The sequence below is a fragment of the Streptomyces sp. 1222.5 genome, assembly GCF_900105245.1.
In the GTDB taxonomy this organism is placed as follows: Bacteria; Actinomycetota; Actinomycetes; order Streptomycetales; family Streptomycetaceae; genus Streptomyces; species Streptomyces albidocamelliae.
In genome coordinates this window covers 5142579-5167285 of record NZ_FNSZ01000001.1, presented here as the reverse complement: position 1 = coordinate 5167285, position 24707 = coordinate 5142579, and the positions used below count along the sequence as shown (strand labels likewise).

Genomic DNA, 24707 nt, shown 5'->3' with positions numbered 1-24707 from the left:
CGCCGCCGTCTCCGGTCGCCTGTTCGGGGTGCGTGGCTGCTTGGGGTGCGTGCGCTCTCGGAGCTGCGTGCCGCCGTCACCTCTGGAGGACCGACAGGTCCTCGTCGGTGTGCGGCACCGCCACCATTCCCCGGTCGTTCGGGAGGGTCTGCACGGTGAAGGCCGGGACGCCCCCTTCCCTGGCCGCCAGGGTGCGCGCGGCGTAGACCGGGCCGCCGGAGACGGTCTCCACCGTCAGGGCGTAGGTGCCCTTCGGGCCGGACGCCGGCGCGTCGATGTCCTGGGTGGTGCCGGCCTTGACCGTGTAGGTCTTCGTCGCCGCGCTGCCGCCCTCGCTGCCCGCCGAGGCCGTGACCTTCACCCTGGCGGCGGCGGTGGGTGCGGTCAGGGCGAGTGTGGTGCCCTTGGCGCTGTTGTCGGCGGACGTCGCGCGCGTGCCGACGGGTGCCGTGGCCGGGATGTAGGCCGTCTCCTGCCGGCCGGCCTTGCCGCGTACGACCCGGAGGGCCGCGACGACCGGGACCGTCCGGTCGGAGGGGGTGAGGACCAGGGAGCCGGCTTCGCCGCGGGTGATGTCGCCGAGGTCGACGCCGGTGGTCATGCCGGACTTGACGTGTACCGTCTCGTGCCCGGCCGGGGTGATCAGGCCCTCGGGCGAGGCCAGGCGGATCTTGAGGTCGGCGTCGTCGTCACCGGGGGTGAAGGCGATCAGCCGGACGTCGGTGGCGTCCTTGGGGATGCCGGGCAGGACCAGGCTGCCGGCCGGGTCGGCGGCCGCGGCCAGCCAGTCGCCGCCCGCCTTGTCGTCCAGTGCCTGCACGGCGGCGCCGACCCGTCCGCTGCGCACGCTGACGTGGACGGTCAGGTCGCTCTGCCGCTCGTCGGTGAGCGTGGAGAGCAGGAACGGCTCGCTGGTGTGCGGCTTGACGGTGAGGTTCTCCCCCAGCGGCGACTTGAGCGCGCCGTCCTTGCCGTACAGCTCGATGTCGACCACGGCCGCCGAGTCGTCGGGGTTGGTCAGGTGCACATAGTCGGTGCGGCCGGTGGCCGTGGCGGCGCCCGGGAACCAGAACTCGGTGTCCGGGGCGGTGCAGTTGACCCCCTGGAGGCCGCGGCCGGTGCCGGCGGCGACCTCGGTGGTCTCCTGGACGGTCCAGCCGGGCGCGAACTTTCCCTCGGCCGTGCCGATCAGCGCGGGCGCGTCGGAGCCGGAGACGTCCGCGGTGACCGGCGTGCCGGGCGCCTTCGGCGTGAGCACCGGCTTGTCCGCCTTCTTCTTGCCGGCGTCGCCCTTGCCGCCCTTCGCGGAGCCGTCCGCCGACTGTGCGGTGGCCACCGCGAGTTCGGCCCTGCCGCCGCTCGCGGTCCCCCGGGTCACGGGCGTGAACGACGTGTACGACGTCTCCGCGATCTCCGAGTTGCTCGGCGCGGGGCACAGCAGGCTGGTGCGTTCGACGGGCAGTTGGGCGGCCGCCCCGGGGGCGGACGCGCCGGACGCGGACGGGCTGTCGAACGCGGCGAACGCGGTGACGGCGGCCAGCGCGGTGGTACCGGCGATCAGGGACAGGGTCGTGCGGTTCACTGCTGGCTCCCGTCGGGGCGCTCGTTGCCGGTGCCGTGGGGGTGCTGGGCCGGGTCGTAGCCCTGCTGGGCGGGGTCGTACGCCGGGTCGTAGCCCTGCTGGTAGGCCGTCGGGTCGTAGGGCGTCCCGTCGGCGGGGCCGCCGTAGGCGTAGGGGTCGTACGGCGCCGCCTGGTACGGGTCGGCCGGGTAGCCCTGCTGGTCGTAGCCGGCGGACTGGTACTGCCCGGCGTCCTGGTACGGGTCGCTCCCGTAGCCGCCGTAGCCGGCGTTCTGGTAGGTGGACGGGTCGTTCTGCCAGTCCTGGCCCGGCTCGTCCGGGGCCGCCCCCATGTCGTACGACTGCTGGTGCGGTACGGCGGCCGGGGGCTGCGCGGGCGGCGGCGGGGTGTCCGGCTGCTCCTCGGTGGCCGCTTCCTCGGCCTGGGCGCGCAGACGGCGGGCGCGGCGGCCCTCACCGGCGGTCGCCTGGGCGGGCAGGGGCTGCTCCTCGGGGAGGTCGTCGTCGACGTCGCGGCGGCGGCCGGGCAGGGCGAGGACGATCAGGACGACGGCGAGGGCGCCCTGCGCCCACAGCCAGGCGGTGTGGCCGACCGGGTCGTCGTGGACGACGTCCAGCCTGCCGCCCGCGGCGGGCAGCCGGAAGCCCTGGGCCCAGCCGTCGACGGTGGTGCGGGTGAGCGGCTTGCCGTCGAGGGTCGCGGTCCAGCCGTCGGAGGCGGTGTCGGCGAGGCGCAGAACGCGGCCGTCCGAACCGGACGGGATCGTCGCGTGGATCTCCACCGGTCCCGCGGTGACCGGCTGGGCCTTGCCCGAGCCGCCGGCGGGCGCGATGGTGGCGCGGGAGACCTCCTGGTCCACCCGCCACAGGGCGCTGCCGTCCTGCTGGCTGAGCCGGCCCAGGCCGGGGGTGGCGTCGAGGACGCGGGTGATCTCGCGGGGCGCGCCCTTGTGGACGAGGACGTAGCGCACGGCGAAGCCGCCGAGTTCGTCGGTCTGGTCGGCGCCGGAGCCGGCGACCAGGTTGGCGACGACCTTGTCCAGGCGGGCGTTCTCGCCGCCACCGGCCGCCAGTTCGGCGTCGCCCAGGCGGGCGCCGGAGCCGCGGACCAGCGTGTAGCGCACGCGCGCGGTGGAGTCGCTGTCCAGGACGAGGGTGCGGGCCTGGTCGCCGCCGCTGGAGTCCTCGGCGACGAACGCGGGCACCTGGGCCGGGTCGCGGCGCTCCAGGGGGCCGTCGGCTCCGCGGATCATCCAGCCCGCGGCGACGAGCAGCGGTCCGGCGGCGGAGGCGAAGGCGATCAGGGCGGCGACGGGCTGGCGCCAGCCGAAGTTCTGCTCGGCCACGCGGGCGCGTGCGCCGTCGGCGCCGAGGGCGGCGGCCGCCAGCAGGGCGATGCCGTAGACGAGCGTGGCCGGTCCGGCCCACGTGGAGTGGTTGGACAGGACGGCCAGGACCAGGCCGAGCAGGGCGACGGCCCAGGCGGTGCGGACGGCCCGCTGCCGTTCGGAGCGCAGCAGGGCGGCCAGGGCGGCGCACACGATGCCGATGAGCATCAGGCCGTGCACGGTGCCGGGGCCGCCGGGGCTGGAGCCGAGCAGGTCGGACGCGGAGGCGGCCGAGGGGCCGTACTCCAGGCCCGCTTCCTGGAAGAACCCGGTGGGCAGCAGGGTCAGCGACCACGGGGCGAGGACCAGCAGCGGCGTGCCGAGCTGGGCCAGGAAGCGCAGGCCGTGGGCGACGAGGTCGCCGCGGCGCAGCACCAGCACGCCGAGGCCGAGGATCAGCGCGAGGGGCCAGACGATCGGCGTGAAGGCGGTGGCGATGGTCAGCAGCAGTGCGTACGCCCAGGTGGCGCGCCAGCTGCCGCGGGCGCCGGTGCGGCTCGCGAGGCCGCTCGCGGCGACGCCCGCGCGCGCGATCAGCGGGAGCAGGACGGCGAGTACGGCGGTGCCGATCCGGCCGCCGGCGAGAGCGCCGGTGGTGGCGGGCAGGAAGGCGTAGGCGATGGCCACCCAGGCGCGCAGCAGCCGGGAGGTGACGAGGGGCCGGGAGGCGAAGTAGGCGGTGAACCCGGCGAGCGGCACCGAGCCGACCAGCAGCACGGTGACCGCGAGCCCGGTGGAGCCGAGGAGGAGGGAGGCGAGGGACGCCACGATCGCCAGGTAGGGCGGCGCGGAGGGGGTGCCGCCGGCGCCGACCGGGTGCCAGGCGTCCAGGAAGCGGGACCACAGGTCGCCGGCGTCGGCGGGGGCGGGCAGCAGGGCGCCGCCCGCGAGCGCGCCGCCGCCGAGCAGGCCGCGGCAGGCGACCAGGGAGACCAGCAGCAGGGCGAGGAAGAGGACCGGTCCCGGCTTGCGGGCGATCCGCTTGAGCCGGGCGAACTGCTCGATCTCCAGGAACTCGGCGTCGTCGCCGCCGGGCCCGGACTCCACGGCGCCGCCGTGCCGGCCGGCGGAGGTGTCGGTGTCGGAGCCGCTGCTGAAGTTGCCCGCGATCTGTTCCACGGTGGCCCGGACGGTGGCGCCGGGCGGTGGGAAGAGCCGGCGCAGTTCGGTCTTGTCGATCTGCGAGGGGCCGCGGCGGCGCCGCGCGGCGATGATCCGTTCGGGCCGCAGCAGGGCGCTCAACAGACCGCGGATCTCGTCGACGGCCTGGCCGGGGACCTTGCCGACGAGGTAGGCGACGGTCCGGACGAGGGTGCCGAGGACGAGCCGCAGCAGCACCCAGGGCAGGGCGGCCGTGCGGGTGTTGGCGAGCAGGGTGTAGACGGCGCCCGCCTTGTCGACCTTGTGCGGTGAGGCGGTGGTGCGGCCCGCACAGTCGACCGTACGGCGCTCGCGGGAGGCGGCCTCGGCGTGCCGGACGACGGCGTCGGGGGCGACCAGGACGCGGTGGCCGGCCGTGTGGGCGCGCCAGCACAGATCGACGTCGTCGCGCATCAGGGGCAGCCGGCGGTCGAAGCCGCCGAGCTGCTCGAAGACGTCGCGGCGGACGAGCATGCCGGCGGTGGAGACGGACAGCACGGTCCGGACGTGGTCGTGCTGGCCCTGGTCCTGTTCGCGGCGGTCCAGGCCGGTCCAGCGGCGGCCGGAGTCGGCGATGGAGACGCCGACCTCCAGCAGCTGCCGTCGGTCGTACCAGCCGCGCAGCTTGGGGCCGACGACGGCGACGTCGTCGCGGCCGAGTTCGAGTTCGTTGTCGACGACCCGGAGCATCTGGGCCAGGGCGTCGGGTTCGGGGGCGCAGTCGTCGTGCAGCAGCCACAGCCATTGGACGGGCTCGCCGTACGGCAGTTCGGGCAGGTCGTAGGCGTCGTCGCGCCAGCTGCGCGTGACGGGGTCCCAGCCGCTGGGGCGCTTGAGGTACGGCAGCTCGTCCGGGGTGAGCAGCGGGGCGGTGCGGCTCGCCTCCTCCACGGCCTGGCCGAAGCCGGTGCGGCGGGCGAGGTGCAGGACGTTGCCGTCGCCGAGTGCCTCGGTGAGCAGCGGGGCGGAGTCGTCCGCGCTGCCGGTGTCGGCGGCCACCGCGTACTGGACGGGGCGCTCCTGGCCGAGCAGCCCGGCGAGCGCGTCGGGCAGCCAGCGGGCACCGTCGTGGGAGACGAGGACCGCGGTCACCACGTGACGCGGGAACTCGGGCGGGCGGGACGGGTCAAACCCGGCAGTGGCAGCGTCGCGTTGGGCTGCCGTGTGGCTGTGCACGGACATCGAGGTACGGGCCCCGGTTCGATGGACTGCGGTGGACGCCCGTGCCTCCTCGGTCGGGGAGGGGACAGCGCGGCGTCTCGGACGAGCGACCACACTATCGGCTGCCCACGACGACGGCCCGCCGCCTGTGGATAACCCACCGGCGACGGGCCGTTCGTGACGTTTTGGTGCGTGGGCGCGGGCTGCCGTCCGTTCAGATGGCGGCCTTCTTGAGCCTGCGGCGTTCGCGCTCGGACAGACCGCCCCAGATGCCGAAGCGCTCGTCGTTGGCGAGGGCGTACTCGAGGCACTCGGAGCGGACCTCGCAGGCGAGGCAGACCTTCTTCGCCTCTCTGGTGGAGCCGCCCTTCTCAGGGAAGAAGGACTCGGGGTCGGTCTGGGCGCACAGCGCGCGCTCCTGCCAGCCGAGTTCCTCGTCCGCGTCGTCGACCAGCAGTTGCTGCACCAGCTCGGTCATGTGCGCCCCTCGTCTGTCTTTCGCGTCCCCGTGCGTAGCCGTTACGGATGCCGGCTGAACGACACGAGTGAAATTACAAGTGTGCTGCTCCGGGCGAGTCAAGCCGAGATCTGCTATTGGGCCCGTTATTCACTCTGCGGAACCAAGGCCGTGCGGAAAGTGTTTAAATCGCCATAAACCTTGACACGCAAACGGGGCCCCTGGGGGCGGCCGGACCCCGTACAGATCTCTGTACGGAGAAAGACGCCCCCGTGTTCGATCGCGTTCCGTGGGGCTCGCGCGCTCGGATGTGCCCCATGTGTCCCGGCATCCCAGTGAACAAACCTTTCACCTGACAGATGAACCGGATGAGGTGAAACAATGTCCCACATACCGGGTATCGAGTTGACAGTGCGCGTGTGAACCGATGTCCTATTGGGCATGCTCGCGAACTTGGCGCCCACCTCGACCCGCACCGCCGGGTCCCACGGTGCCGCCCGCGCGCGCTGTAGCTGTTGTTGCTGTCCCAGCTGTTGAGCCACGCCCGCTCCGGCTGTCCCCGAGTTCATCCCGGCTCGGTCGCGTCTCCCCCTTCGTGATCCCTCACCCAGGGCACCCCGCCCGCCCGTGATCCGGGCGGACCGCACGCGCCGTTCAGCTCCAGCCCCCCACTTCTCCCGCCGAGGACCACCGCATCCCGATGAACAGCGACAACGACCTCCAGATCGCCGGCGACATCCTCGAAGTCGCGCACCTGCTCCAGCCGCCGCGCGAGCACCCGGCCACCGTGGCGGAGTTCGTGGGCCTCGCCCGCTCGATCGCCGCCGACCGCTCCCAGTGGGCGCACCTCGTCCGCTACGACGCCACCACCCGCTGGTACCACCGCCTGCGCACCGGCCCCGGCTACGAGGCGTGGCTGCTGTCGTGGGTGCCGGGCCAGCGCAGCGGGCTGCACGACCACGGCCGCTCCTCCGGTGTCCTCACCGTCCTTGAGGGGTCCCTGACCGAGCGCACCGAACGCGGCACGCGCGCGCTGGCCGCGGGCGCGCAGCGGGTGTTCGCGCCGGGCTACGTCCACGAGGTCGTCAACGACGCGCTGGAGCCCGCCGTCAGCCTGCACATGTACTACCCGGGCCTGACCGAGATGCCGATGCACTCCTCGCCGCGGTGCGAGGCGCGTCCGGTGACTGCCTGACACGTTGTCGTGAGCGCCTGCCAGACTTGGCGCATGCGCATTGTGGTTCTGGCAGGCGGCATCGGTGGTGCCCGGTTCCTGCGTGGTCTGAAGCAGGCCGCGCCGGACGCGGACATCACCGTGATCGGCAACACCGGCGACGACATCCACCTCTTCGGGCTCAAGGTCTGCCCGGACCTGGACACGGTGATGTACACGCTCGGCGGCGGCATCAACCAGGAGCAGGGCTGGGGACGGGCCGACGAGACCTTCCACCTCAAGGAGGAACTGGCTTCCTACGGCGTCGGCCCGGACTGGTTCGGGCTGGGCGACCGCGACTTCGCGACGCACATCGTGCGGACGCAGATGCTGGGCGCCGGCTATCCGCTGAGCGCGGTCACCGAGGCGCTGTGCGACCGCTGGAAGCCGGGCGTGAAGCTGATCCCGATGACGGACGACCGCGTCGAGACGCACGTGGCCGTCGAGGTCGACGGCGAGCGCAAGGCCGTCCACTTCCAGGAGTACTGGGTGCGGCTGCGCGCCTCCGTGCCCGCGCACGCCGTGGTACCGGTCGGCGCCGAGCGGGCCGTGCCGGCCCCGGGCGTGCTGGAGGCCGTCGCGGAGGCCGACGTCATCCTCTTCCCACCGTCCAACCCGGTCGTTTCCATCGGCACGATCCTCGCCGTGCCCGGTGTCCGTGAGGCCATCGCGGAAGCGGGCGTGCCCGTGGTCGGCCTGTCCCCGATCGTCGGCGACGCACCCGTGCGCGGGATGGCCGACAAGGTGCTCGCCGCGGTCGGCGTCGAGTCGACCGCCGCCGCGGTCGCCGAGCACTACGGCTCGGGCCTGCTGGACGGCTGGCTGGTCGACACGGTGGACGCGGGCGTGGTCGAGCGGGTCGAGGCCGACGGCATCCGCTGCCGGGCCGTACCGCTGATGATGACCGACCTCGACGCCACCGCGCAGATGGCGCGGGAGGCGCTGACGCTGGCCGAGGAGGTGCGGGGCGCGTGAGCGAGCGGCACCCGGAGTTCACGGTCCGGGCCCTGACGGGCATCCCCGAGGTGCAGCCGGGCGACGACCTGGCCAAGCTGATCGCCGCCGCCGCGCCGGGGCTCGCCGACGGGGACGTGCTGCTCGTCACCTCCAAGATCGTGTCCAAGGCCGAGGGCCGCGTCGTGCGGGCGGCCGACCGGGAGGCGGCCATCGACGCCGAGACCGTCCGGGTCGTCGCCCGCCGCGGCACGCTGCGCATCGTGGAGAACCGGCAGGGCCTGGTCATGGCCGCCGCCGGGGTCGACGCCTCCAACACGCCCGCCGGGACCGTGCTGCTGCTTCCGGAGGACCCGGACGCCTCCGCCCGCGCGATCCGCGCCGGCCTGCGCGACGCCCTCGGTGTCAACGTCGGGGTCCTCGTCACCGACACCTTCGGGCGACCCTGGCGCGCGGGGCTCACGGACGTGGCGATCGGCTCCGCCGGGGTGCGCGTGCTCGACGATCTGCGCGGGGGCGTGGACGCGCACGGCAATCCGCTGAGCGCGACCGTGGTGGCCACGGCGGACGAACTGGCCGCGGCCGGCGACCTGGTCAAGGGCAAGGCGGCCGGGCGGCCGGTCGCGGTGGTGCGCGGACTGCCCCACGTCGTGCACGACACGACCGGCACGGAGGGTGCGGACGGCGCGGACGGTGCCGGACAGCAGGGCGACGGAGGTGCGCGGGCACTGGTGCGCTCCGCGCGGGACGACATGTTCCGGCTCGGCACCTCCGAGGCGGTCCGCGAGGCGGTGACCCGGCGGCGCACCGTACGGGCCTTCACCGACGAACCCGTCGACCCCGGCGCGGTACGGCGCGCGGTGGCGGCGGCGGTCACCGCCCCCGCTCCGCACCACACCACGCCCTGGCGGTTCGTGCTGCTGGAGTCGGCCGGCTCACGGACCCGGCTGCTGGACGCGATGCGGGACGCCTGGATCGCCGACCTGCGGGGCGACGGCAAGAGCGAGGAGTCCGTCGCCAAGCGCGTCCGCCGCGGCGACGTCCTGCGCAACGCGCCGTACCTCGTCGTGCCCTGCCTCGTCATGGACGGCTCGCACCACTACGGGGACGCCCGGCGGGACGCCGCCGAGCGGGAGATGTTCGTCGTCGCGGCGGGCGCGGGCGTACAGAACTTCCTGGTCGCGCTGGCCGGGGAGCGGCTGGGCTCGGCGTGGGTGTCGTCCACGATGTTCTGCCGGGACGTGGTGCGCGAGGTGCTCGGGCTGCCGGCCGGCTGGGATCCCATGGGCGCGGTGGCGGTCGGTCACCCGGCGGAGGATCCGCGGCCGCGGCCGCAGCGGGACGCGGGGGCGTTCATCGAGACGCGGTGAGTTCCGGCGGACCTCCGTCCGGCTCCCCCGGCGACCGCCTAGTCTCGTAGGACAGCCCCGGCACCTCTAGGACCTCACCAGTGGCAGGACGTTTCGCTCCGCGTCCCACGCGTACGACCGTGCGCGGCGGACACGTCGGCGTACCCGCGGCAGCCGCTGCCGGCATACCGCGGCAGGCGGCGCCGCCGCCCCGGGTCCGGCGCTGGACGCCCGACGGGCCGCTCGATCTCGGGCTGGTGCTCGGACCGCTCCGGCGCGGTCCTGCCGATCCGACGTTCCGGGCCCTGCCGGACGGGTCCGTGTGGCGGGCCACCCGCACACCCGCCGGACCGGGCACCCTGCGGGTGCGGGGCCACGGCGGCGAGGTGCTCGGCGAGGCGTGGGGGCCCGGTGCGGAGTGGCTGCTGGACCGGCTGCCGGACCTGCTCGGCGCGGCCGACGATCCGGACGCCTTCGTACCGCGGCACCGGGCGGTGGCGACGGCACGGCACCGGCGGCCGGGACTGCGGCTGACGCGGACGGGGCTGGTACTGGAGTCGCTGATCCCCTCGGTCCTCGAACAGAAGGTCACGACCGACGAGGCGTACCGGGCGTGGCGGCTCCTCGTACGGAGGTTCGGCGAGCCGGCGCCGGGGCCCGCGGGGACGGGGGAACGCCCGATGTGGGTGATGCCCGCGCCGCGCGCCTGGGCGCTGATCCCCTCCTGGGAGTGGCACCGGGCGGGCGTCGACGACAAGCGGGCCTCGACGATCCTGCGTGCCGTGCGGGTCGCCGCGCGGCTGGAGCAGGCGGTGGGGATGCCGGCGGTCGAGGCGCAGGCACGGCTGGAGGTCGTCCCCGGGATCGGACCGTGGACGTCTGCGGAGGTCGTGCAGCGCAGTCACGGCGCGCCGGACTCGGTGACCGTCGGAGATCTGCACCTGCCCGGGATCGTGGGCTGGGCGCTGGCCGGGAACCGGGACGCCGACGACGCGGAGATGCTGCGCCTGCTCGAACCGTACGCCGGGCAGCGGCACCGGGCGGCCCGGCTGATCCTGCTGAGCGGGCGCGTCCCGGCTCGGCGGGCGCCGAAGATGCCCCGGTGGGACATCGGGCTGATCTGAGGCACCGCGGGCCGGGGTGCGGGACGCTGTGGCGGCGGGCGTCGGCCGCAGTTCCCCAGGAGCGCGGGGAACTGCGCGAGCTGCCGACGGACGGCCGCGGGTTCCGCCGTGGCGGAACCCGCCTCCGGCGGAGCCGCCGGTGAGCTACTGGTCGGAGGAGAACCGCACCGCGCCCGCCGGGATGCGGGCGTCGCACCAGACCCGTACCCCCTCGCGGAGCTCGTTGTCGGCGCCCACGACCGCGCCGTCGCCGACGACGGTGCCGGTGAGGACCGTGCGTTCGCCGACGCGCGCGCGGCTGCCGATGAGGGAGTCGGTGATGACCGCTCCGGGTTCGATGACGGCGCCGGGCAGGATGGTCGAACCGAAGACGCGGGCGCCCTTCGCCACGAACGCGCCCTCGCCGACCACCGTGCCACCGGTGAGTTTCGCGTCCGGGGCGACGGTGGCCGTGGGCAGGACCAGGCGGTCGCCGCAGCGGCCGGGCACGGCCGGGGACGGGGCGCGCCCGAGGACCAGGTCGGCCGAGCCGCGGACGAAGGCCGCCGGGGTGCCGAGATCCAGCCAGTACGTGGAGTCGACCATGCCCTGGAGATGGGCGCCGGCGGCGAGGAGCTCGGGGAACGTCTCGCGTTCCACGGAGACCGGACGGCCGGCGGGGATGGTGTCGATGACCGAGCGGCGGAAGACGTAGGCCCCCGCGTTGATCTGGTCGGTGACGATCTCCTCGGGCGTCTGCGGCTTCTCCAGGAAGGCGAGGACACGGCCCGTGCCGTCGGTCGGGACCAGCCCGTAGGCGCGCGGGTCCGTCACCTTGGTCAGGTGCAGGGAGACGTCCGCGCCGGTCGACTCGTGGGTGCCGACCAGCGCCCGGATGTCCAGGCCCGTCAGGATGTCGCCGTTGAAGATCAGCACCGGGTCGTCGGGGCCCGAGTGCAGCCGCGAGGCCACGTTGCGGATCGCTCCGCCCGTGCCGAGGGGCTCCTCCTCGGTGACGTACTCGATGTGCAGCCCGAGGGCGGCGCCGTCGCCGAAGTAGGGCTCGAAGACCTCGGCGAGGTAGCTCGTCGCGAGGACGATGTGCTCGACGCCCGCCGCTCTGGCTCTCGCCAGCTGGTGGGTGAGGAACGGCACCCCGGCGGCCGGGACCATGGGCTTGGGAGTGTGCACCGTGAGCGGGCGCAGCCGGGTGCCTTTGCCGCCGACCAGGAGGATCGCTTCTGTCACCTGTCGTCTCTGCTTCCTGCCGGGACCGGCCGGACTACTCGTTGCTACTCGTATCGGCCGGTCAGTGTATGCAGACCGTGCGACGACGCCCCCGGTGGCCACGCGGTGCCCCGCGGAACGGGCGGGCGGATTCCCCCGGCCGGCCCGGAGCGGCACCCGAACGGCCCCCCGGTTCCTCAGCGCCCCTGGTAGCGCGCCGCGCTGGAACGGGCGGTGCCGAGTTTGGCGTAGAGCGACTTGCCCGGGCAGTCGGTGGCGAAGCCGTCCCGATGGCCGGAGATCACGTGCAGTCGTACGTTCTTCCCCTTGGGGTAGAGATTGCCACCGCCCGAGGTGAGATATGTCTTTCCGCGAGGATCCGCCCCGAAGAGTCCGAGCTTCCAGGCGGTGAGCCGGGCGATCCCCGTCACCGCCGCCCCGGACGGCTTGCTCGCGCCGTAGGTGCCGATCACGGCGATGCCCATGCTGTTGCTGTTGAAGCCGAGGGTGTGCGCGCCCAGGACCGCCTTGGTCACTCCGCCGGCCCGGCCCTCGTAGATGCTTCCGCACTTGTCGACGACGAAGTTGTAGCCGATGTCCCGCCAGCCCATGCTCTTGACGTGATAGCGGTAGATACCGCGGATGACCGAGGGGGCCTGGGCGCACGTGTACTTGTTGCCCGAGGCCGTGTGGTGCACGAAGGCCGCCTTGACCTTCTTCGTGTAGACGAACCCGCGCTCGCGCAGTGACTCGTCGGCGCCCCAGCCCCGGCGTGTGACGATCTTCGGGCGCGCCCCGACGTACGGCTTCGCCCCCACCGGTCCCTGCAACCGGGCGAGCTCCCGCTCGGTGGCCCACCGGCTCAGCTCGGGGATCTCGGTGGCGCCGAATCCGGTGATGTCGGTGTTGGCGGCCGAGGCGGCGATCGCCTCGTCGGCGTCCGGGCCGGTGCGGGACGCGTCGGCGGGCGGGCCGAGCGGCGGTGCCTCCCGTCCGGGGTCGACGAGTTCCAGGCGCATCCCCGACGGCAGGACGAGCCACGGCCCGCCGCCCTGGCCGGTCCGGGCGCCCGCGTCGCCCGCGAGGTCCGCGCGGACCCGGAGGTCCACCCCGTCCGAGTCGCCGACCCACAGCGGCGCGGTGGCCCCGCGCACATGCCGGGAGGTGCGTTCGGCGGTGCCCGGGTCGGCGCCGTGCTCGCCGTTGTGGGTCTCGACGTCCTGCCAGCCGGACCACTTCCCCGTCGCCGTGGACCGGGTGCGCACCTGGACCCGGCCGTGCAGTTCGGTGTCGGGGTCGTCCCAGACGACCCCGACCAGCGAGAAGTGCTCGACGCCCGCGCGGTACAGGCCCTGCTCCGGGGCCGTGCCGAGGACGCGGTCGCGGGTCAGGGGGACCAGCGGCAGTGAGCGGGTGCTCCCCGGGACCGGGGACCCGGCCGGCAGGCCCGTACCGGCGGCCCATGCGGTGGCGGAATCGCGCGCGGACCGCCCGGCGGCGGCCGCGGGCGTGGGCAGGGCGAGCGGGAGCGCGAGGGCCGCCGCGCAGGCGACACCGATCGACGCGGCGACGGCCGGGGAGGCACCGGGGGACGAAGTCAGGAATCCACGCATGGCCATGATCCTGGACATATCCATCGATATGTGTCCAACCGGGAACTGACGGACCGTCGGGAGTCGTTCCGCCGAACCGGTGGCCCGGCGCTCGGTGGGCACGTCGGCCCGCGCGTACCCTGTCCCGGGTGAACGCCACCGATCGCACCCCTGCCGACCTGCTGACTTCCGCGCTCGCCGCGGACCCCGGCCGCCCTCTGGTGACCTTCTACGACGACGCCACGGGTGAACGCGTCGAACTGTCCGTGGCCACCTTCGCCAATTGGGTGGCCAAGACCGCCAACCTCCTCCAGGGCGACCTGGCCGCCGGGCCCGGTGACCGGGTCGCGCTGCTGCTGCCCGCGCACTGGCAGACGGCGGTGTGGCTGCTGGCCTGCTCCTCGGTGGGCGCGGTCGCGGGCGTCGGCGGGGACCCGGCGGCGGCCGACGTGGTGGTCAGCGGGCCCGACTCGCTCGACGCCGCGCTCGCCTGCACCGGCGAGCGAGTGGCCCTGGCGCTACGGCCGTTGGGCGGGCGCTTCCCGCGGACGCCCGCCGGGTTCGCCGACTACGCCGTGGAAGTGCCGGGCCAGGGCGACCGGTTCGCACCGTTCGCTCCGGTGGACGCGGAGGACGCCGCGCTGATCGTCGCCGGCCGGGAGTTCAGCGGGGCCGAGGTCGTGGAACGGGCCGCGGCGGAGGCGCCGGCGCTGGACCTGACGGGTCCCGGTTCCCGGCTGCTCTCGGGGCTCTCGTACGACACGTGGGAGGGACTGGCCGCGGGGTTGTACGCGCCGCTCGCCGTCGGCGGGTCCGTGGTGCTGTGCCGCCACCTCGACCGGCTGGACGTGGACGCGCTCGCCAAGCGGATCGAGAGTGAGCGGGTGACCGCGGTACGCCGCTGAGAGGAGCGCCGGGCCCGTGCGCGGACGAGGGCGTCCGGTGGGGGCGACCCACCCGGACGCCCGGCGGGGACGACCGCCCCGAGTGCCCCGAGTGCCCGTGGGGGCGACCGATCCGAGTGCCCGGTGCGGGCGACGGACGCAGGTGCCCCTGTGCGGGCGTACACCCGCGCGGCGCGGCGGCGCTCACCCGGGCGGCCCCGCGCCCGGGCCGGGCAGCGGTCCCCCGAACGGAGTAACAAAGGGCGCTCCCGCTCCCCTCCCCCCGCCATGGTCGTAGGAGCAGCACATGACGCCCGTACGCCATGAGGGGGTGCCCGGTCGTGACCGAACCCGCAGGTCAGCCCCTCGGTCCCGGCCCCGGGTCCACTGCCACCGGTGACGGACTGCTGGGGCGGCGCAGACGGCGCTGGCTGAAGGGCTCGGCACTCGCGCTCGCCGTGCTCGTCGTGGCGTCCGCGGGAGCCGGCTGGGCCGTCTACGCCAAGCTCAACGCCAACATCACACCCGACGAGGCGGCCGCCGCCGAGCTCGCCCGGTACGAGCGGGAACGGCCCACCGCGCTGGTGCGGGGCGCCCAGAACATCCTGCTGATCGGCTCCGACACCCGGGCCGGGGACGGCAACGACGAGTACGGCCGGGACCTGGGCAGCGAGCGGTCGGACACGACGATCCTGCTGCACCTGGCCGCCGACCGGCGCAGCGCCACCGCCGTCTCGCTGCCCCGGGACCTGATGGTGGACGTCCCCGGCTGCCGCCGGCCGGACGGCAGCCGCAGCCGGCCGGCGTTCGCGATGTTCAATCACGCGTTCCAGGTGGGCGGTTCCGCGTGCACGATCCGCACCGTCGAGAAACTGACGGGCATCCGCGTCGACCATCACATGGTCGTGGACTTCAGCGGGTTCAAGGAGATGGTGGACGCCGTCGACGGGGTGCAGGTGTGCCTGAAGGAACCCGTCGACGACAAGGCGGCCAAGCTGAAGCTGCCCGCCGGCCGGGTCACCCTCGACGGGGAGCAGGCGCTCGGGTACGTACGGGCGCGCAAGTCGCTCGGGAACGGCAGCGACACCGAGCGGATGGAGCGGCAGCAGCTGTTCCTCGGCGCACTCGTCGACAAGGTGCAGGGCAACGACGTCCTGCTCAACCCGGTGAAGCTGTATCCGGTGCTGGACGCGGCGACCTCCTCGCTGACCACGGACCCGGAACTGGCCAGTCTGCGTGGCTTGTACCAGTTGGTGCGCGGGCTGCGTGACATCCCCACCGAACGTGTGCAGTTCCTGACGGTGCCGAGGGAGTCGTACGTCCACAACGCCAACCGTGATCAACTCGTGGAGCCGGCGGCGGAGAAGCTGTTCACGCGGCTGCGGGCCGACCAGCCGGTGGCCGTGGCCCGGGATCTCCCGGAAGACGCCCCCGGAACGGGCGCACAGGACGGCACCGCGAGCGGCGCCTCTCCCGCCCCCACCTTCAGCGGGAACACCGCCGCCGAGCACGCGTGCGAGTAAGGGGTTCACCAAGACGACGAACTTCCGTTCAGAAAATGAGGTGGATTGCCCGGTTGTAGGGACGTCGAATTTGTCACCGGCGTCGCCCGACGCTGAACTGGGCGGATAGTGTGAGCGATCCGGTGCACCCGACCACGAGGTCCGTCCTGCGGTCGCGCACCGATTCACCGAGACCCGAGCGCCTTGGAGGGGGAAGGCGCCGCGTGGCCCCGACGGAGGATTCGGACAACCGTGGACGCGCAAGGCCGTGGGCGGGCGGAGCACATCGACCCCGCAGACCAGTGGGTACTCAATCCGAACACCGGCGAATACGAACTGCGACTGAGCCCTTCCGCAGCGCAGTCGCCGGTCCCCGGCCCCCGGAGACCCGCCCGGGACAGCGGCGGCGCACCGCGCCGTCGCAACGACGCGAAACCCGGTGGCACACGTGAGATGAGCCGGGTGCGCCCGGGGGACGTGCCACCGCCGCGCAACCGGCGCAAGGGCCCCGAGCCGGAGGCGCCGCAGGGGCGGCGCGCGGCCCGGCGGCCGGTGAAGAAGAAGTCGAAGGCCAAGAAGGCCCTGCTGTGGACCGGCGGGACCATGGCGTTCGTGCTGGTCGCCGTGACCGCCGCCGGGTACCTCTACATCAGGCACCTGAACGGCAACATCACGTCCATCTCCGACGACGGCGCGAGCACGGGCGGTTTCCGCAAGGACGAGGCGATCAACATCCTGCTGATCGGCACCGACAAGCGGACCGGCAAGGGCAACGAGGGCTACGGCGACGCCGGCAGCGTCGGTCACGCGGACACCAACATCCTGCTGCACGTCTCCAAGGACCGCTCCAACGCGACCGCGCTCAGCATCCCGCGCGACCTGATCGTCGACGTCCCGGACTGCCCGACCCAGCAGGAGGACGGCAGCAGCAAGGTCATCAAGGGCACGCCGAGCGCCCGGTTCAACACGAGCCTCGGTCAGTACGACCGTACGCCGAGCTGCACCATGCGCACGGTGACCGAGCTGACCGGCATCAAGCCCGACGACTTCATGGTCGCCGACTTCAACGCGGTCAAGACGCTGACCACGGCGGTCGGCGGGGTCGAGGTGTGCCTGGGCAAGGACATCGACGACGCCGACTCGCACCTGAAACTGTCGAAGGGCACGCACAACATCTCGGGCGAGCAGGCGCTGGCCTTCGTGCGGACCCGGCACTCCGTGGGCTTCGGCGGCGACCTGAGCCGTATCGGCCTTCAGCAGCAGTTCCTCAGCGCGCTGATGCGCAAGCTCAGTTCCAACGACACGCTCACCAGCCCGGGCAAGATGCTGAAGCTGGCGGAGGCCGGCACCAAGGCGCTGACCGTCGACGACAAACTGGACAGCATCGGGAAGCTGAAGGACCTCGGGATGGAGCTGGGCAAGCTCAATCCGAAGAACCTGACCTTCACCACGGTGCCGGTCGTGGACAACCCGGCCGAGAAGGTCAAGACCACGGTCGTCCTCAACGAGGGGAAGGCTCCCGCGGTCTTCCAGGCGATCAAGGACGACGTCTCTTTCAGCGACGTGAAGAAGAAGGCGAAGGCCGCGAAGGACGCCCAGGCCGCGCGGCTGAAGGGCACCAAGGCGCCCGCCTCCGAGGTGCGGGTGCGCATCCTCAACGGCGGTGCGGCGTCGGGCAGCGCCCAGGCGGCGCTCAACTGGCTGCAGAACGACGAGGGCATCTCCAAGTCGGAGAACGCCGGCAACGCGCCTGCCGAACTGGCCAAGACGCAGCTGGAGTACGCGCCCGACCAGGCCGCCCAGGCACGCAAGCTGGCCGCCGTCATGGGGCTTTCCGGCTCCGCTCTGAAGCCGGGCAAGAGCGTGACCAACTCCCAGGGGCTGCCGGCGATGACGCTGACCCTCGGCAAGGACTTCAAGGGTGCGGGTGTCTCCCTCACGCCCGCGACGAAGGCACCGGACGTCGACAAGTCGACGGCGGACAAGGTGCAGTGCGCGCAATAGGCGTGACCGAACGGAGACGGGTTTTTTCGCATTCACAGATCGAGTGGAATTCACAGGAATGCGTATCCTGTGCGATGACTTGCAGATGAGGTGCGCCTCGTAGGTAACCCAATGGGCCCGTCGTGCGTCTAACTGGGCGCGTGACGGGCCCATTGCATGGGCGCAAGGGTGGGGAGGGCAGGGAGATTGGCGCAGAGCGAGGTGCGCGGGGAGGCGCCTGCGGTCGACGGCGCGAAGTCGCCCGTGCCGCAGGCGGATGCGTCGGCGGGCTCGGGACGTCGTACCGGCGGGGGGCCGGGCGGCGGGCCGAGGGCCGATCGGCCGCGACGCGGACGGCGCGCGCTGCGCTGGTCGGCGACCGTGCTGGCGGTGGTGATACTCGGGACGGCGGGCGCCGGATATCTGTACTACGAGCATCTCAACGGCAATATCCACAAGGGCAGACGCAGCAGCGCCGACGACTCCAAGGCGCAGCGGACCCAGCCGAACGCGGCCGGGCAGACCCCGCTGAACATCCTGCTGATCGGCTCCGACAGCCGTAACTCCGACGAGAACGTGAAGCTCGGCGGCAGCCGGGACCACCGCGGCGACCCGCCGCTCGCGGACGTCCAGATGCTCATCCACCTCTCCGCGGACCGCAAGAGCGCCGCCATGGTCAGCATTCCGCGCGACACCCGGGTCGACATCCCCAAGTGCACGGACCCGGACACCGGCAAGGTCTATCCGGCGACCAACGACATCATCAACGTCAGCCTGGCCCGGGGCGGGGCCGGTTGCACGCTGGCCACCTGGGAGAACCTCACCGGGGTCTACATCGACCACTGGATGACGATCGACTTCGCGGGCGTGGTGCGGATGGGCAACGCCGTCGGCGGTGTCGACGTCTGTGTGAAGCAGAACGTGTGGGACCGCCCGACCGCCTCGGTGCCCGGCGGCTCCGGCCTGAAGATGAAGGCGGGAACGCACAAGGTGAAGGGCGAGAAGGCCCTGCAGTGGCTGCGCACCCGGCACGCCTGGGGCAGCGACCTGATGCGGGCCCGCGCCCAGCACATGTACCTGAACTCGATGATCCGCACGCTGCGGCAGCAGAACGTGTTCACGGACACCGGGCGGCTGATGGACCTCGCGGAGGCGGCCACCAAGTCGCTGACGGTCTCCGAGGAGATCGGCACGGTGAAGAAGCTCTACGACCTGGGCATGCAGATGAAGGAGGTGCCCTCGGACCGGGTCACCTCGCTGACCATGCCCAACGTGCCGGACCAGCACGACAGCAACCACGTCGTGCCGGACGGGGCCAACGCCGACAAGGTGTGGCGGATGCTCCAGGACGACGTGCCGTTCGACAAGAACGGCAAGCACAAGAAGAAGAAGTCCAAGAAGTACAAGCCGACCGAGGAGCCCTCGCTCGACGCGGGCAGGCTCGGCGTGCTCGTGCAGAACGCCACCCGGAGCTCCACCGAGGCACCGGTGCCCCAGCGGGCGTCGACGATCGCCCAGGCGCTGATCGCGAAGGGCTACGGCAGGGCGAACGCGGACACCTCGGGGACGCTGTCCGAGGAGAAGACGGTCGTGCGGTACCCGAGCGCGGACCTGAAGGGCGATGCCCAGTACGTGGCCAAGGCGCTCGGGCTGCCCATGGACGCGGTGAAGCAGTCGACCGACGTGTCGGGGGTCACGGTCGTCGTCGGCGCGGACTGGCGCACCGGCACGGCCTTCCCCAAGGAGGACACGCCCGAGGCCGGCGACCTGCCCGACGGCAGCGACGCCGTCAACGGCTCGGACACCACCAAGTGCATGGACGTGTACGACGTCTACCGCTGGTAGCCGAGCGCTCGGCCGGGCCATACGCAGGGCCCCCTTCTCGTGGGAGAAGGGGGCCCTGTCGTCAGCTGCCGTGCGCTCAGGCGGCGTTCGCCACCGCCGGCCGCCGGGAGGCGATGACCTTCCGCGCCAGGGACCGCGGGCTGGTCAGGAAGCCCCAGCCCCACGACATGTGCATGGTGGCCAGGGCCACCGGGATCTGCAGCCGCGCCTTGAGGGGCAGGCCCCTGCCCGCCGGGAGGGAGCCCGCGACGATCGCGGCCAGGTAGCCGCCGGGGACCACGAAACCCCACGGGGTCAGCGCCACGCCCACCAGGAGGCCGGCCGCCATCGCGCACACCGCGGTCGGCGGGGCCAGATAGCGCAGGTTGATGGAGCCCGAGTGGTAGCGGGCGACGACGTGCCGCCAGCGGCCGTAGTCCTTGTACTGCTTGGCCAGCGCGCGCACCGAGGGCCGGGGGCGGTACGAGACCCTCAGCTCCGGCGAGAACCAGATCAGGCCGCCGGCCTCACGGATGCGGAAGTTCAGCTCCCAGTCCTGGGCGCGGATGAACTCCTCGTTGTAACCGCCCTGCTGCTCCAGGGCCTCACGGCGGAAGACGCCGAGGTAGACCGTCTCGGCGGGGGCGGCCTGGCCGCCGGTGTGGAAGGCCGCGTTGCCGACGCCGATCTTCGAGGTCATGGCGGCGGCGACCGCGTGCTCCCAGTCGTTCTCGCCCTCGGCGTGCATGATGCCGCCGACGTTCTGCGCGCCGGTCTCCGCGAGGAGGCGGACCGCGGTCGCGATGTAGTTCGGCGAGAGCATGCCGTGGCCGTCGACGCGGACGACGATCGGGTGCCGGGATGCCTTGATCGCCGCGTTCAGCGCCGCGGGCGTACGGCCGGTCGGGTTCGGGACGGTGTGCACACGCGGGTCGTCGGCCACGAGCTCGGCGGCGATCTCGTCCGTGCGGTCCGTGGACGGACCGAGGGCGATCACGACCTCCATCTCGCCGGCGTACTCCTGCGCGAGGATCGCTTGGACGGCCCCGCGCAGATGCCGCTCCTCGTTGAGGACGGGCATGATCACGGAGACAGCGGGGAGCCGCACGTCGGACTTGGCGTTCATAGGACGCTCACGTTACCGCGAACGGGGGACAGCGGTGCGCGCCGCCGGGGCGGGACGGCGGGCTGGAGATCGTATCGGCCTACTGTGCTCACGGATCCCACGTACGGCCTCGTCCGGAGGTGTCCCTTTGCCCAGCCCGCCTCGGCCCCCGTCCCCCACCGCCAAAGGCGCGGGGGGTGTGCCCGGTTCACAGCGCCGCCCGCAGCCGCCCCGCCGGGGGCCGCGCCCGCCCGAGCGGCCCGTGCGGTCCGTCCGGCCGCCCCGGCGGCCGCGCTGGGCCATGCGGGCGGTCACCACGCTCTCCGTCGTGGTGCTCGCCTCGGCCGGGATCGGGCACGCCGTCGTCACGAGCCTGGACGCGGGCATCGCCCGGATCGACGCGTTCAAGGACATGAAGAACCGGCCCCGGGCCGGCCACGGCATGAACGTCCTGCTGGTCGGCACCGACGGCCGCGACAAGGTCAGCGAGCGGGACCGGCGCGCCTTCCGGCTGGGGGGTGCGCCGTGTCACTGCACCGACACCATGATGATCGTGCACATCTCGGAGGACCGGGACCGGGCGACGGTGGTGAGCCTGCCGCGCGACTCCTACGCCGAGACGCCCGAGCACGTCGACCAGAACTCCCGGAAGCGGCACGGCCCGCACCCGGTCAAGCTGAACGCGGCCTACGCCGAGGGCGGTCCCCAGCTGACCATCCGCACGGTCGAGAACATGACCCACGTGAAGATCGACCACTACCTGGAGGTCGACTTCACCAGCTTCATGAGGACCGTGGACGTGCTCGGCGGCGTCAAGGTGTGCACGCCGACGCCGATGAAGGACTCCTACACCGGGCTCGACCTGCCGGCCGGCACGCACACCCTCATGGGCGGGCAGGCGCTGCAGTACGTGCGTGCCCGGCACGTCGACGGGGCGAGCGACCTCGGACGGATGAAGCGTCAGCAGCGGTTCCTGGCGGCGCTGATCGAGAAGGCAACGTCATCGGGTGTGCTGCTGAACCCGATCAGGTTCCGGGACGTGACCCGGGCGGTGCTGGGTTCGGTCCGTGCCGACGAGGGCTTCGGCACCGACGAGCTGCTCGACCTGGGGCGGGCGATGCGGAACTTCTCCCCGTCGTCCTCGGAGTTCACCACCGTGCCCATCGGGCAGCTGAACTACCAGGTCAAGGGCATCGGCTCGACCCTGAAGTGGGACCCGGCCAAGGCGGAGAAGCTCTTCGGCTCGGTGCGCGACGACAAGCCGCTCGCCGTGGACCGCCCGCACCGCGGCCCCGCGCCGGCGCCGGTGGAGGTGGACCCGCGGCAGATCCGGGTGCAGGTGGCGAACGGCACCGGCACCGTCGGGCTCGCCAAGCGGGTCGACGCCGCGCTGACGGCGACCGGCTTCGCCGCCACCCACCAGCCGGTGACCGCGCCCGCCCACGTGCCGCGCACCGTGATCTCCTACGACCCCCGGTGGGACCGCTCGGCCCTGTCCCTGGCGGCGGCCCTGCCCGGCAGCGAGCTGCGGGCCGTCCCCGGCCAGGGGCCGCTGCTGAAGCTGACCGTCGGGGCCGACTTCAGGAACGTGCACCAGGTGCGGTTCGAGGACCCCGGGCAGCCGGAGACGAACGTGGTGCGGGGCAACGAGGTGGTGTGCTCCGGAAAGGCCTGACAGCCGGGGCTCGGCCGGGCGCCCGGCGGGTCCGCCTCGCGGCGGGCACCGCCGGGCGGCTCACGAGGCGCACTTCACCTGGTCCGCCGTCGTCTTGGGCACGGCCGGGGCCTTCGCCGGGCCGGTGAGCGGTACGCCCGCGCCCTTGAAGTCGGCGCCGAGCCTGAGCACCATCGCGGGCAGCCCCTGGGCGTTGGTCTCGCTCCTGCCGGGCTTCAGCGCGGACGCCGGCAGCCCCATCAGGTCGGCCAGTTCGCGGGCCTGAGCCGCCTGGGCGGGCGCGTACTGGAGCGTCGTCCGCTTCTGGTCCGCGCCGGCGTTGCCGAGCTGGCTCGCCTTGGCGACGCCCTTCTCGGTCTGGAGCCAGGCGAGGGTGGTCTGGGCGGAACCGCCGGGCGCACCGGCGTTGTACAGGTCGACCCGTACGTCCGCGGCGGCGGAGCGGGGCCCCTTCAGCTTGGCCGCCTCCTTCGCCTTCTGCTTCTTCTTCACCTCGGTGAAGGAGGCGTCGTCCTTGATCATGGTGAAGATCTGCGCGGCGGGGACGGGGTCCACGATCACCGTCTTGTGGAAGGCGCCGTCGGCGGGGTTGTCCTTGACCGGCAGGGTGAGGAAGGTGATGTTCTTCGGCGGCACCTTCTTCAGCTCCAGCGCCACGTCCTTGAGGGTGGTGATGTGGCCGATGCCCTTGTCCACGGTGAGGGCCTTGGTCGCCGTCTCCGCGAGGCCCATGAGCCGGGTCGGGCTGGTCAGGGTGTCGTCGGACTTCATCTTGCGGAACAGGGAGCCGAGGAACTGCTGCTGGACCTTGATCCGGTCGAGGTCGCTCTGGTTCGCCCAGCTGTGCCGGGTGCGGACGAAGGCCAGGGCCTGCTCGCCCTCGACCTTCGACGGTCCGGCGGGCAGGTCGAGGTGCGACTTCTTGTCCTTCACGGCGTGGTCCAGGCACACCTCGACACCGCCGACGGCCGTCGTCAGTGTCTTCACGGCGTTGAAGTCGGCCATCATGAAGTGGTTCACCGTGACTCCGTCGCCGAGCGCCTCGACGGTGCGGACGGTGCAGCCGGGGTCGCGGCCGAGCTGGCCGAGGCTCTCGTTGAACCGGATGTTCCGGGTGCCGGGGACGGTCTTGAGGGAGCCGTCCTGCTGCCTGGTCGGGCAGTCGGGTATGTCGGTCACCAGATCCCTGGGGATGCTGAGCGCGGTGGCGTTCGAGCGGTCCTTCGACACGTGCAGCAGGATGTTGGTGTCCGCGTGGCCGAGGCTGTTGGCGTCGCCGTAGCCGGCGTCGCCCTTGCCGGTCCGCTTGTCGGTGCCGATCACCAGGATGCTGAACGCCTTGTCCTTGCTGAAGGAGTCGCTGGTGGCGCCCGCGGTGTCGGTGGTGGTGATGTTGTCGTCGAGGTGTTTGAGATACAGGTAGGCGGCGCCCGCGCCCGCGACCAGGACGAAGGCAAGAGTGCCGCCGGTCCACAGCAGAATCCTTTTGCCTGTGGACTTCTTCTTCGCCTTGCGCTGTCCGCGGCCCGTGGTGCGGCGGCGGCCCGGCACCACCGGCTCGGGCGCGGGTCCGGGCTCCGGCGCGGAGCGGGGGCCGGGCACGGCCGGCCGCTCGGTGGCGGGGTCCGGCTGCCGCAGTTCGTACTCGCCCGTGCGGGGGTTCAGCACCCACTGGTCCGCGGGATCGATGTCGTCACCACTGCCACGGAATGGTGCGTCCACGCCTCAGCCCCCCGTCGCGGGCACACGACGAGTGCCCCGCCTCACTCTCCACCTGTAGGACGGCGGCAGCCCGCACGGCCGCCCACCGGATCGCTCACACTATCCCCACAGGTCTCAAACGGAAGCCAGGCGTGATACTTCCCACTTCCGCACAACCCCCCTGCAAAGCACGGCAGTTACTAGTCCTGGAAGCCTTCGGCGGCGCGCTTCTCACGCAGCTCGCGGATCGCACGGCGGCGGGCCAGGCGGTGGGTGCGGCGGATCTGGGCCTCCTGGTAGCGGCGGCGGTCCCGCTCGGTCTCCGGGACCACCGGCGGCACCCTGCGCGGTTTGCCGTCGCCGTCGACCGCCGCGAAGACCAGGTAGGCCGAGCCGACCTGGGTGGCCGGGGTCGACTCGTTCCAGCGCTCCGCGAGGACCCGGACACCGACCTCCATGGAGGTCCGCCCGGTCCAGTTCACCTGAGCCTTCACATGGACCAGATCGCCGACGCGGACCGGCTCCAGGAACACCATCTCGTCCATGGACGCGGTGACGGCGGGACCGCCGGAGTGCCGGCCGGCCACGGCGCCCGCGGCGTCGTCGACGAGCTTCATGATCACGCCGCCGTGCACCGTTCCCAGCAGGTTGGTGTCGTTGTGGGTCATGATGTGGCTGAGCGTGGTGCGGGAGGCGGACGTGGGCTTGCCCGGGATGTCGGTTTCCGTGTCCGTGGCCAGGTCTGTCATGCCCTCCACCTTATGCCGAAGCGACATTCGCGGAATTTGTGTCAGCTTGGCAACAGCGCCGCTCTGATTTTCCGACAGGCCTTGTAAGGCACACACCCGCGCCCTGCACACTGGTCCG

The 24707-nt window shown here is 72.7% G+C and carries 17 protein-coding genes; 9 read left to right on the top strand and 8 right to left on the bottom strand.

Going from position 1 to position 24707, the window contains the following annotated elements; translation table 11 throughout:
* Positions 1 to 76: 76 nt before the first annotated feature.
* The 3 genes from BLW57_RS23380 to BLW57_RS23370 form a co-directional block, all read right to left on the bottom strand.
* On the bottom strand, positions 77 to 1582 hold the full coding sequence (locus tag BLW57_RS23380) for a DUF5719 family protein (protein ID WP_093477149.1): 1506 nt from the start codon (positions 1580 to 1582) through the stop codon (positions 77 to 79).
* Complete coding sequence (locus tag BLW57_RS23375; RefSeq protein WP_093477147.1) at positions 1579 to 5292, bottom strand: glycosyltransferase; 3714 nt, start codon at positions 5290 to 5292, stop codon at positions 1579 to 1581. Before BLW57_RS23375 ends, BLW57_RS23380 begins: the two co-directional genes overlap by 4 nt.
* A gap of 193 nt (positions 5293 to 5485) precedes the next feature.
* Positions 5486 to 5749, bottom strand: coding sequence for a WhiB family transcriptional regulator (locus BLW57_RS23370; protein ID WP_010986447.1), 264 nt, complete (start codon positions 5747 to 5749; stop codon positions 5486 to 5488).
* 679 nt (positions 5750 to 6428) lie between these two features.
* Between BLW57_RS23370 and BLW57_RS23360 the strand changes: the two genes are divergently transcribed.
* From BLW57_RS23360 to BLW57_RS23345, 4 genes are all read left to right on the top strand, one after another.
* Entirely contained in the window at positions 6429 to 6923 is a 495-nt protein-coding gene (locus BLW57_RS23360; protein ID WP_093477144.1) for a cysteine dioxygenase, read from the top strand.
* Positions 6924 to 6956: 33 nt separating this feature from the next.
* Entirely contained in the window at positions 6957 to 7916 is a 960-nt protein-coding gene (gene cofD / locus BLW57_RS23355; RefSeq protein ID WP_093477142.1) for a 2-phospho-L-lactate transferase, read from the top strand.
* Positions 7913 to 9265 carry a coenzyme F420-0:L-glutamate ligase gene (locus BLW57_RS23350; RefSeq protein ID WP_093477139.1) on the top strand — a complete coding sequence of 451 codons (1353 nt, stop codon included), beginning with the start codon at positions 7913 to 7915 and terminating at the stop codon, positions 9263 to 9265. Before cofD ends, BLW57_RS23350 begins: the two co-directional genes overlap by 4 nt.
* Before the next feature lie 80 nt (positions 9266 to 9345).
* Entirely contained in the window at positions 9346 to 10368 is a 1023-nt protein-coding gene (locus BLW57_RS23345) for a DNA-3-methyladenine glycosylase family protein (RefSeq protein ID WP_093477138.1), read from the top strand.
* A 144-nt stretch (positions 10369 to 10512) separates the two neighbouring features.
* Here the strand turns inward: BLW57_RS23345 and BLW57_RS23340 are convergent, their stop codons facing one another.
* Positions 10513 to 11595 carry a mannose-1-phosphate guanylyltransferase gene (locus BLW57_RS23340; RefSeq protein WP_093477135.1) on the bottom strand — a complete coding sequence of 361 codons (1083 nt, stop codon included), beginning with the start codon at positions 11593 to 11595 and terminating at the stop codon, positions 10513 to 10515.
* 176 nt (positions 11596 to 11771) lie between these two features.
* Positions 11772 to 13205, bottom strand: a complete 1434-nt coding sequence (locus BLW57_RS23335) for a peptidoglycan recognition protein family protein (protein ID WP_093477132.1) — start codon at positions 13203 to 13205, stop codon at positions 11772 to 11774.
* Between the two features lie 110 nt (positions 13206 to 13315).
* Here BLW57_RS23335 and BLW57_RS23330 point away from each other — a divergent pair, with 110 nt between their 5' ends.
* The 4 genes from BLW57_RS23330 (at position 13316) to BLW57_RS23315 (ending at position 19380) form a co-directional block, all read left to right on the top strand.
* Positions 13316 to 14071: a TIGR03089 family protein gene (locus tag BLW57_RS23330; RefSeq protein WP_093477131.1), complete on the top strand. Its 756-nt coding sequence runs from the start codon at positions 13316 to 13318 to the stop codon at positions 14069 to 14071.
* A gap of 302 nt (positions 14072 to 14373) precedes the next feature.
* Positions 14374 to 15573 (top strand): LCP family protein, encoded by a 1200-nt coding sequence (locus BLW57_RS23325; protein WP_176985693.1) that lies wholly within the window; start codon positions 14374 to 14376, stop codon positions 15571 to 15573.
* A 231-nt stretch (positions 15574 to 15804) separates the two neighbouring features.
* A complete protein-coding gene (locus tag BLW57_RS23320) occupies positions 15805 to 17556 on the top strand; it encodes an LCP family protein (protein WP_093477127.1) in 1752 nt (583 codons plus the stop codon).
* Between the two features lie 156 nt (positions 17557 to 17712).
* Positions 17713 to 19380 carry an LCP family protein gene (locus BLW57_RS23315; protein WP_093477124.1) on the top strand — a complete coding sequence of 556 codons (1668 nt, stop codon included), beginning with the start codon at positions 17713 to 17715 and terminating at the stop codon, positions 19378 to 19380.
* Between the two features lie 76 nt (positions 19381 to 19456).
* Here the strand turns inward: BLW57_RS23315 and BLW57_RS23310 are convergent, their stop codons facing one another.
* Positions 19457 to 20485 (bottom strand): glycosyltransferase family 2 protein, encoded by a 1029-nt coding sequence (locus tag BLW57_RS23310; RefSeq protein WP_093477122.1) that lies wholly within the window; start codon positions 20483 to 20485, stop codon positions 19457 to 19459.
* Positions 20486 to 20765: 280 nt separating this feature from the next.
* Here BLW57_RS23310 and BLW57_RS23305 point away from each other — a divergent pair, with 280 nt between their 5' ends.
* Complete coding sequence (locus tag BLW57_RS23305) at positions 20766 to 22139, top strand: LCP family protein (RefSeq protein ID WP_176985962.1); 1374 nt, start codon at positions 20766 to 20768, stop codon at positions 22137 to 22139.
* Positions 22140 to 22199: 60 nt separating this feature from the next.
* On the opposite strand, the gene BLW57_RS23300 is transcribed toward BLW57_RS23305, so the two are convergent.
* Together BLW57_RS23300 and BLW57_RS23295 are read right to left on the bottom strand one after the other, a co-directional pair.
* On the bottom strand, positions 22200 to 23861 hold the full coding sequence (locus BLW57_RS23300) for an LCP family protein (protein ID WP_093477120.1): 1662 nt from the start codon (positions 23859 to 23861) through the stop codon (positions 22200 to 22202).
* Between the two features lie 179 nt (positions 23862 to 24040).
* Positions 24041 to 24616, bottom strand: a complete 576-nt coding sequence (locus tag BLW57_RS23295) for an acyl-CoA thioesterase (RefSeq protein ID WP_093477118.1) — start codon at positions 24614 to 24616, stop codon at positions 24041 to 24043.
* Positions 24617 to 24707: the final 91 nt, after the last annotated feature.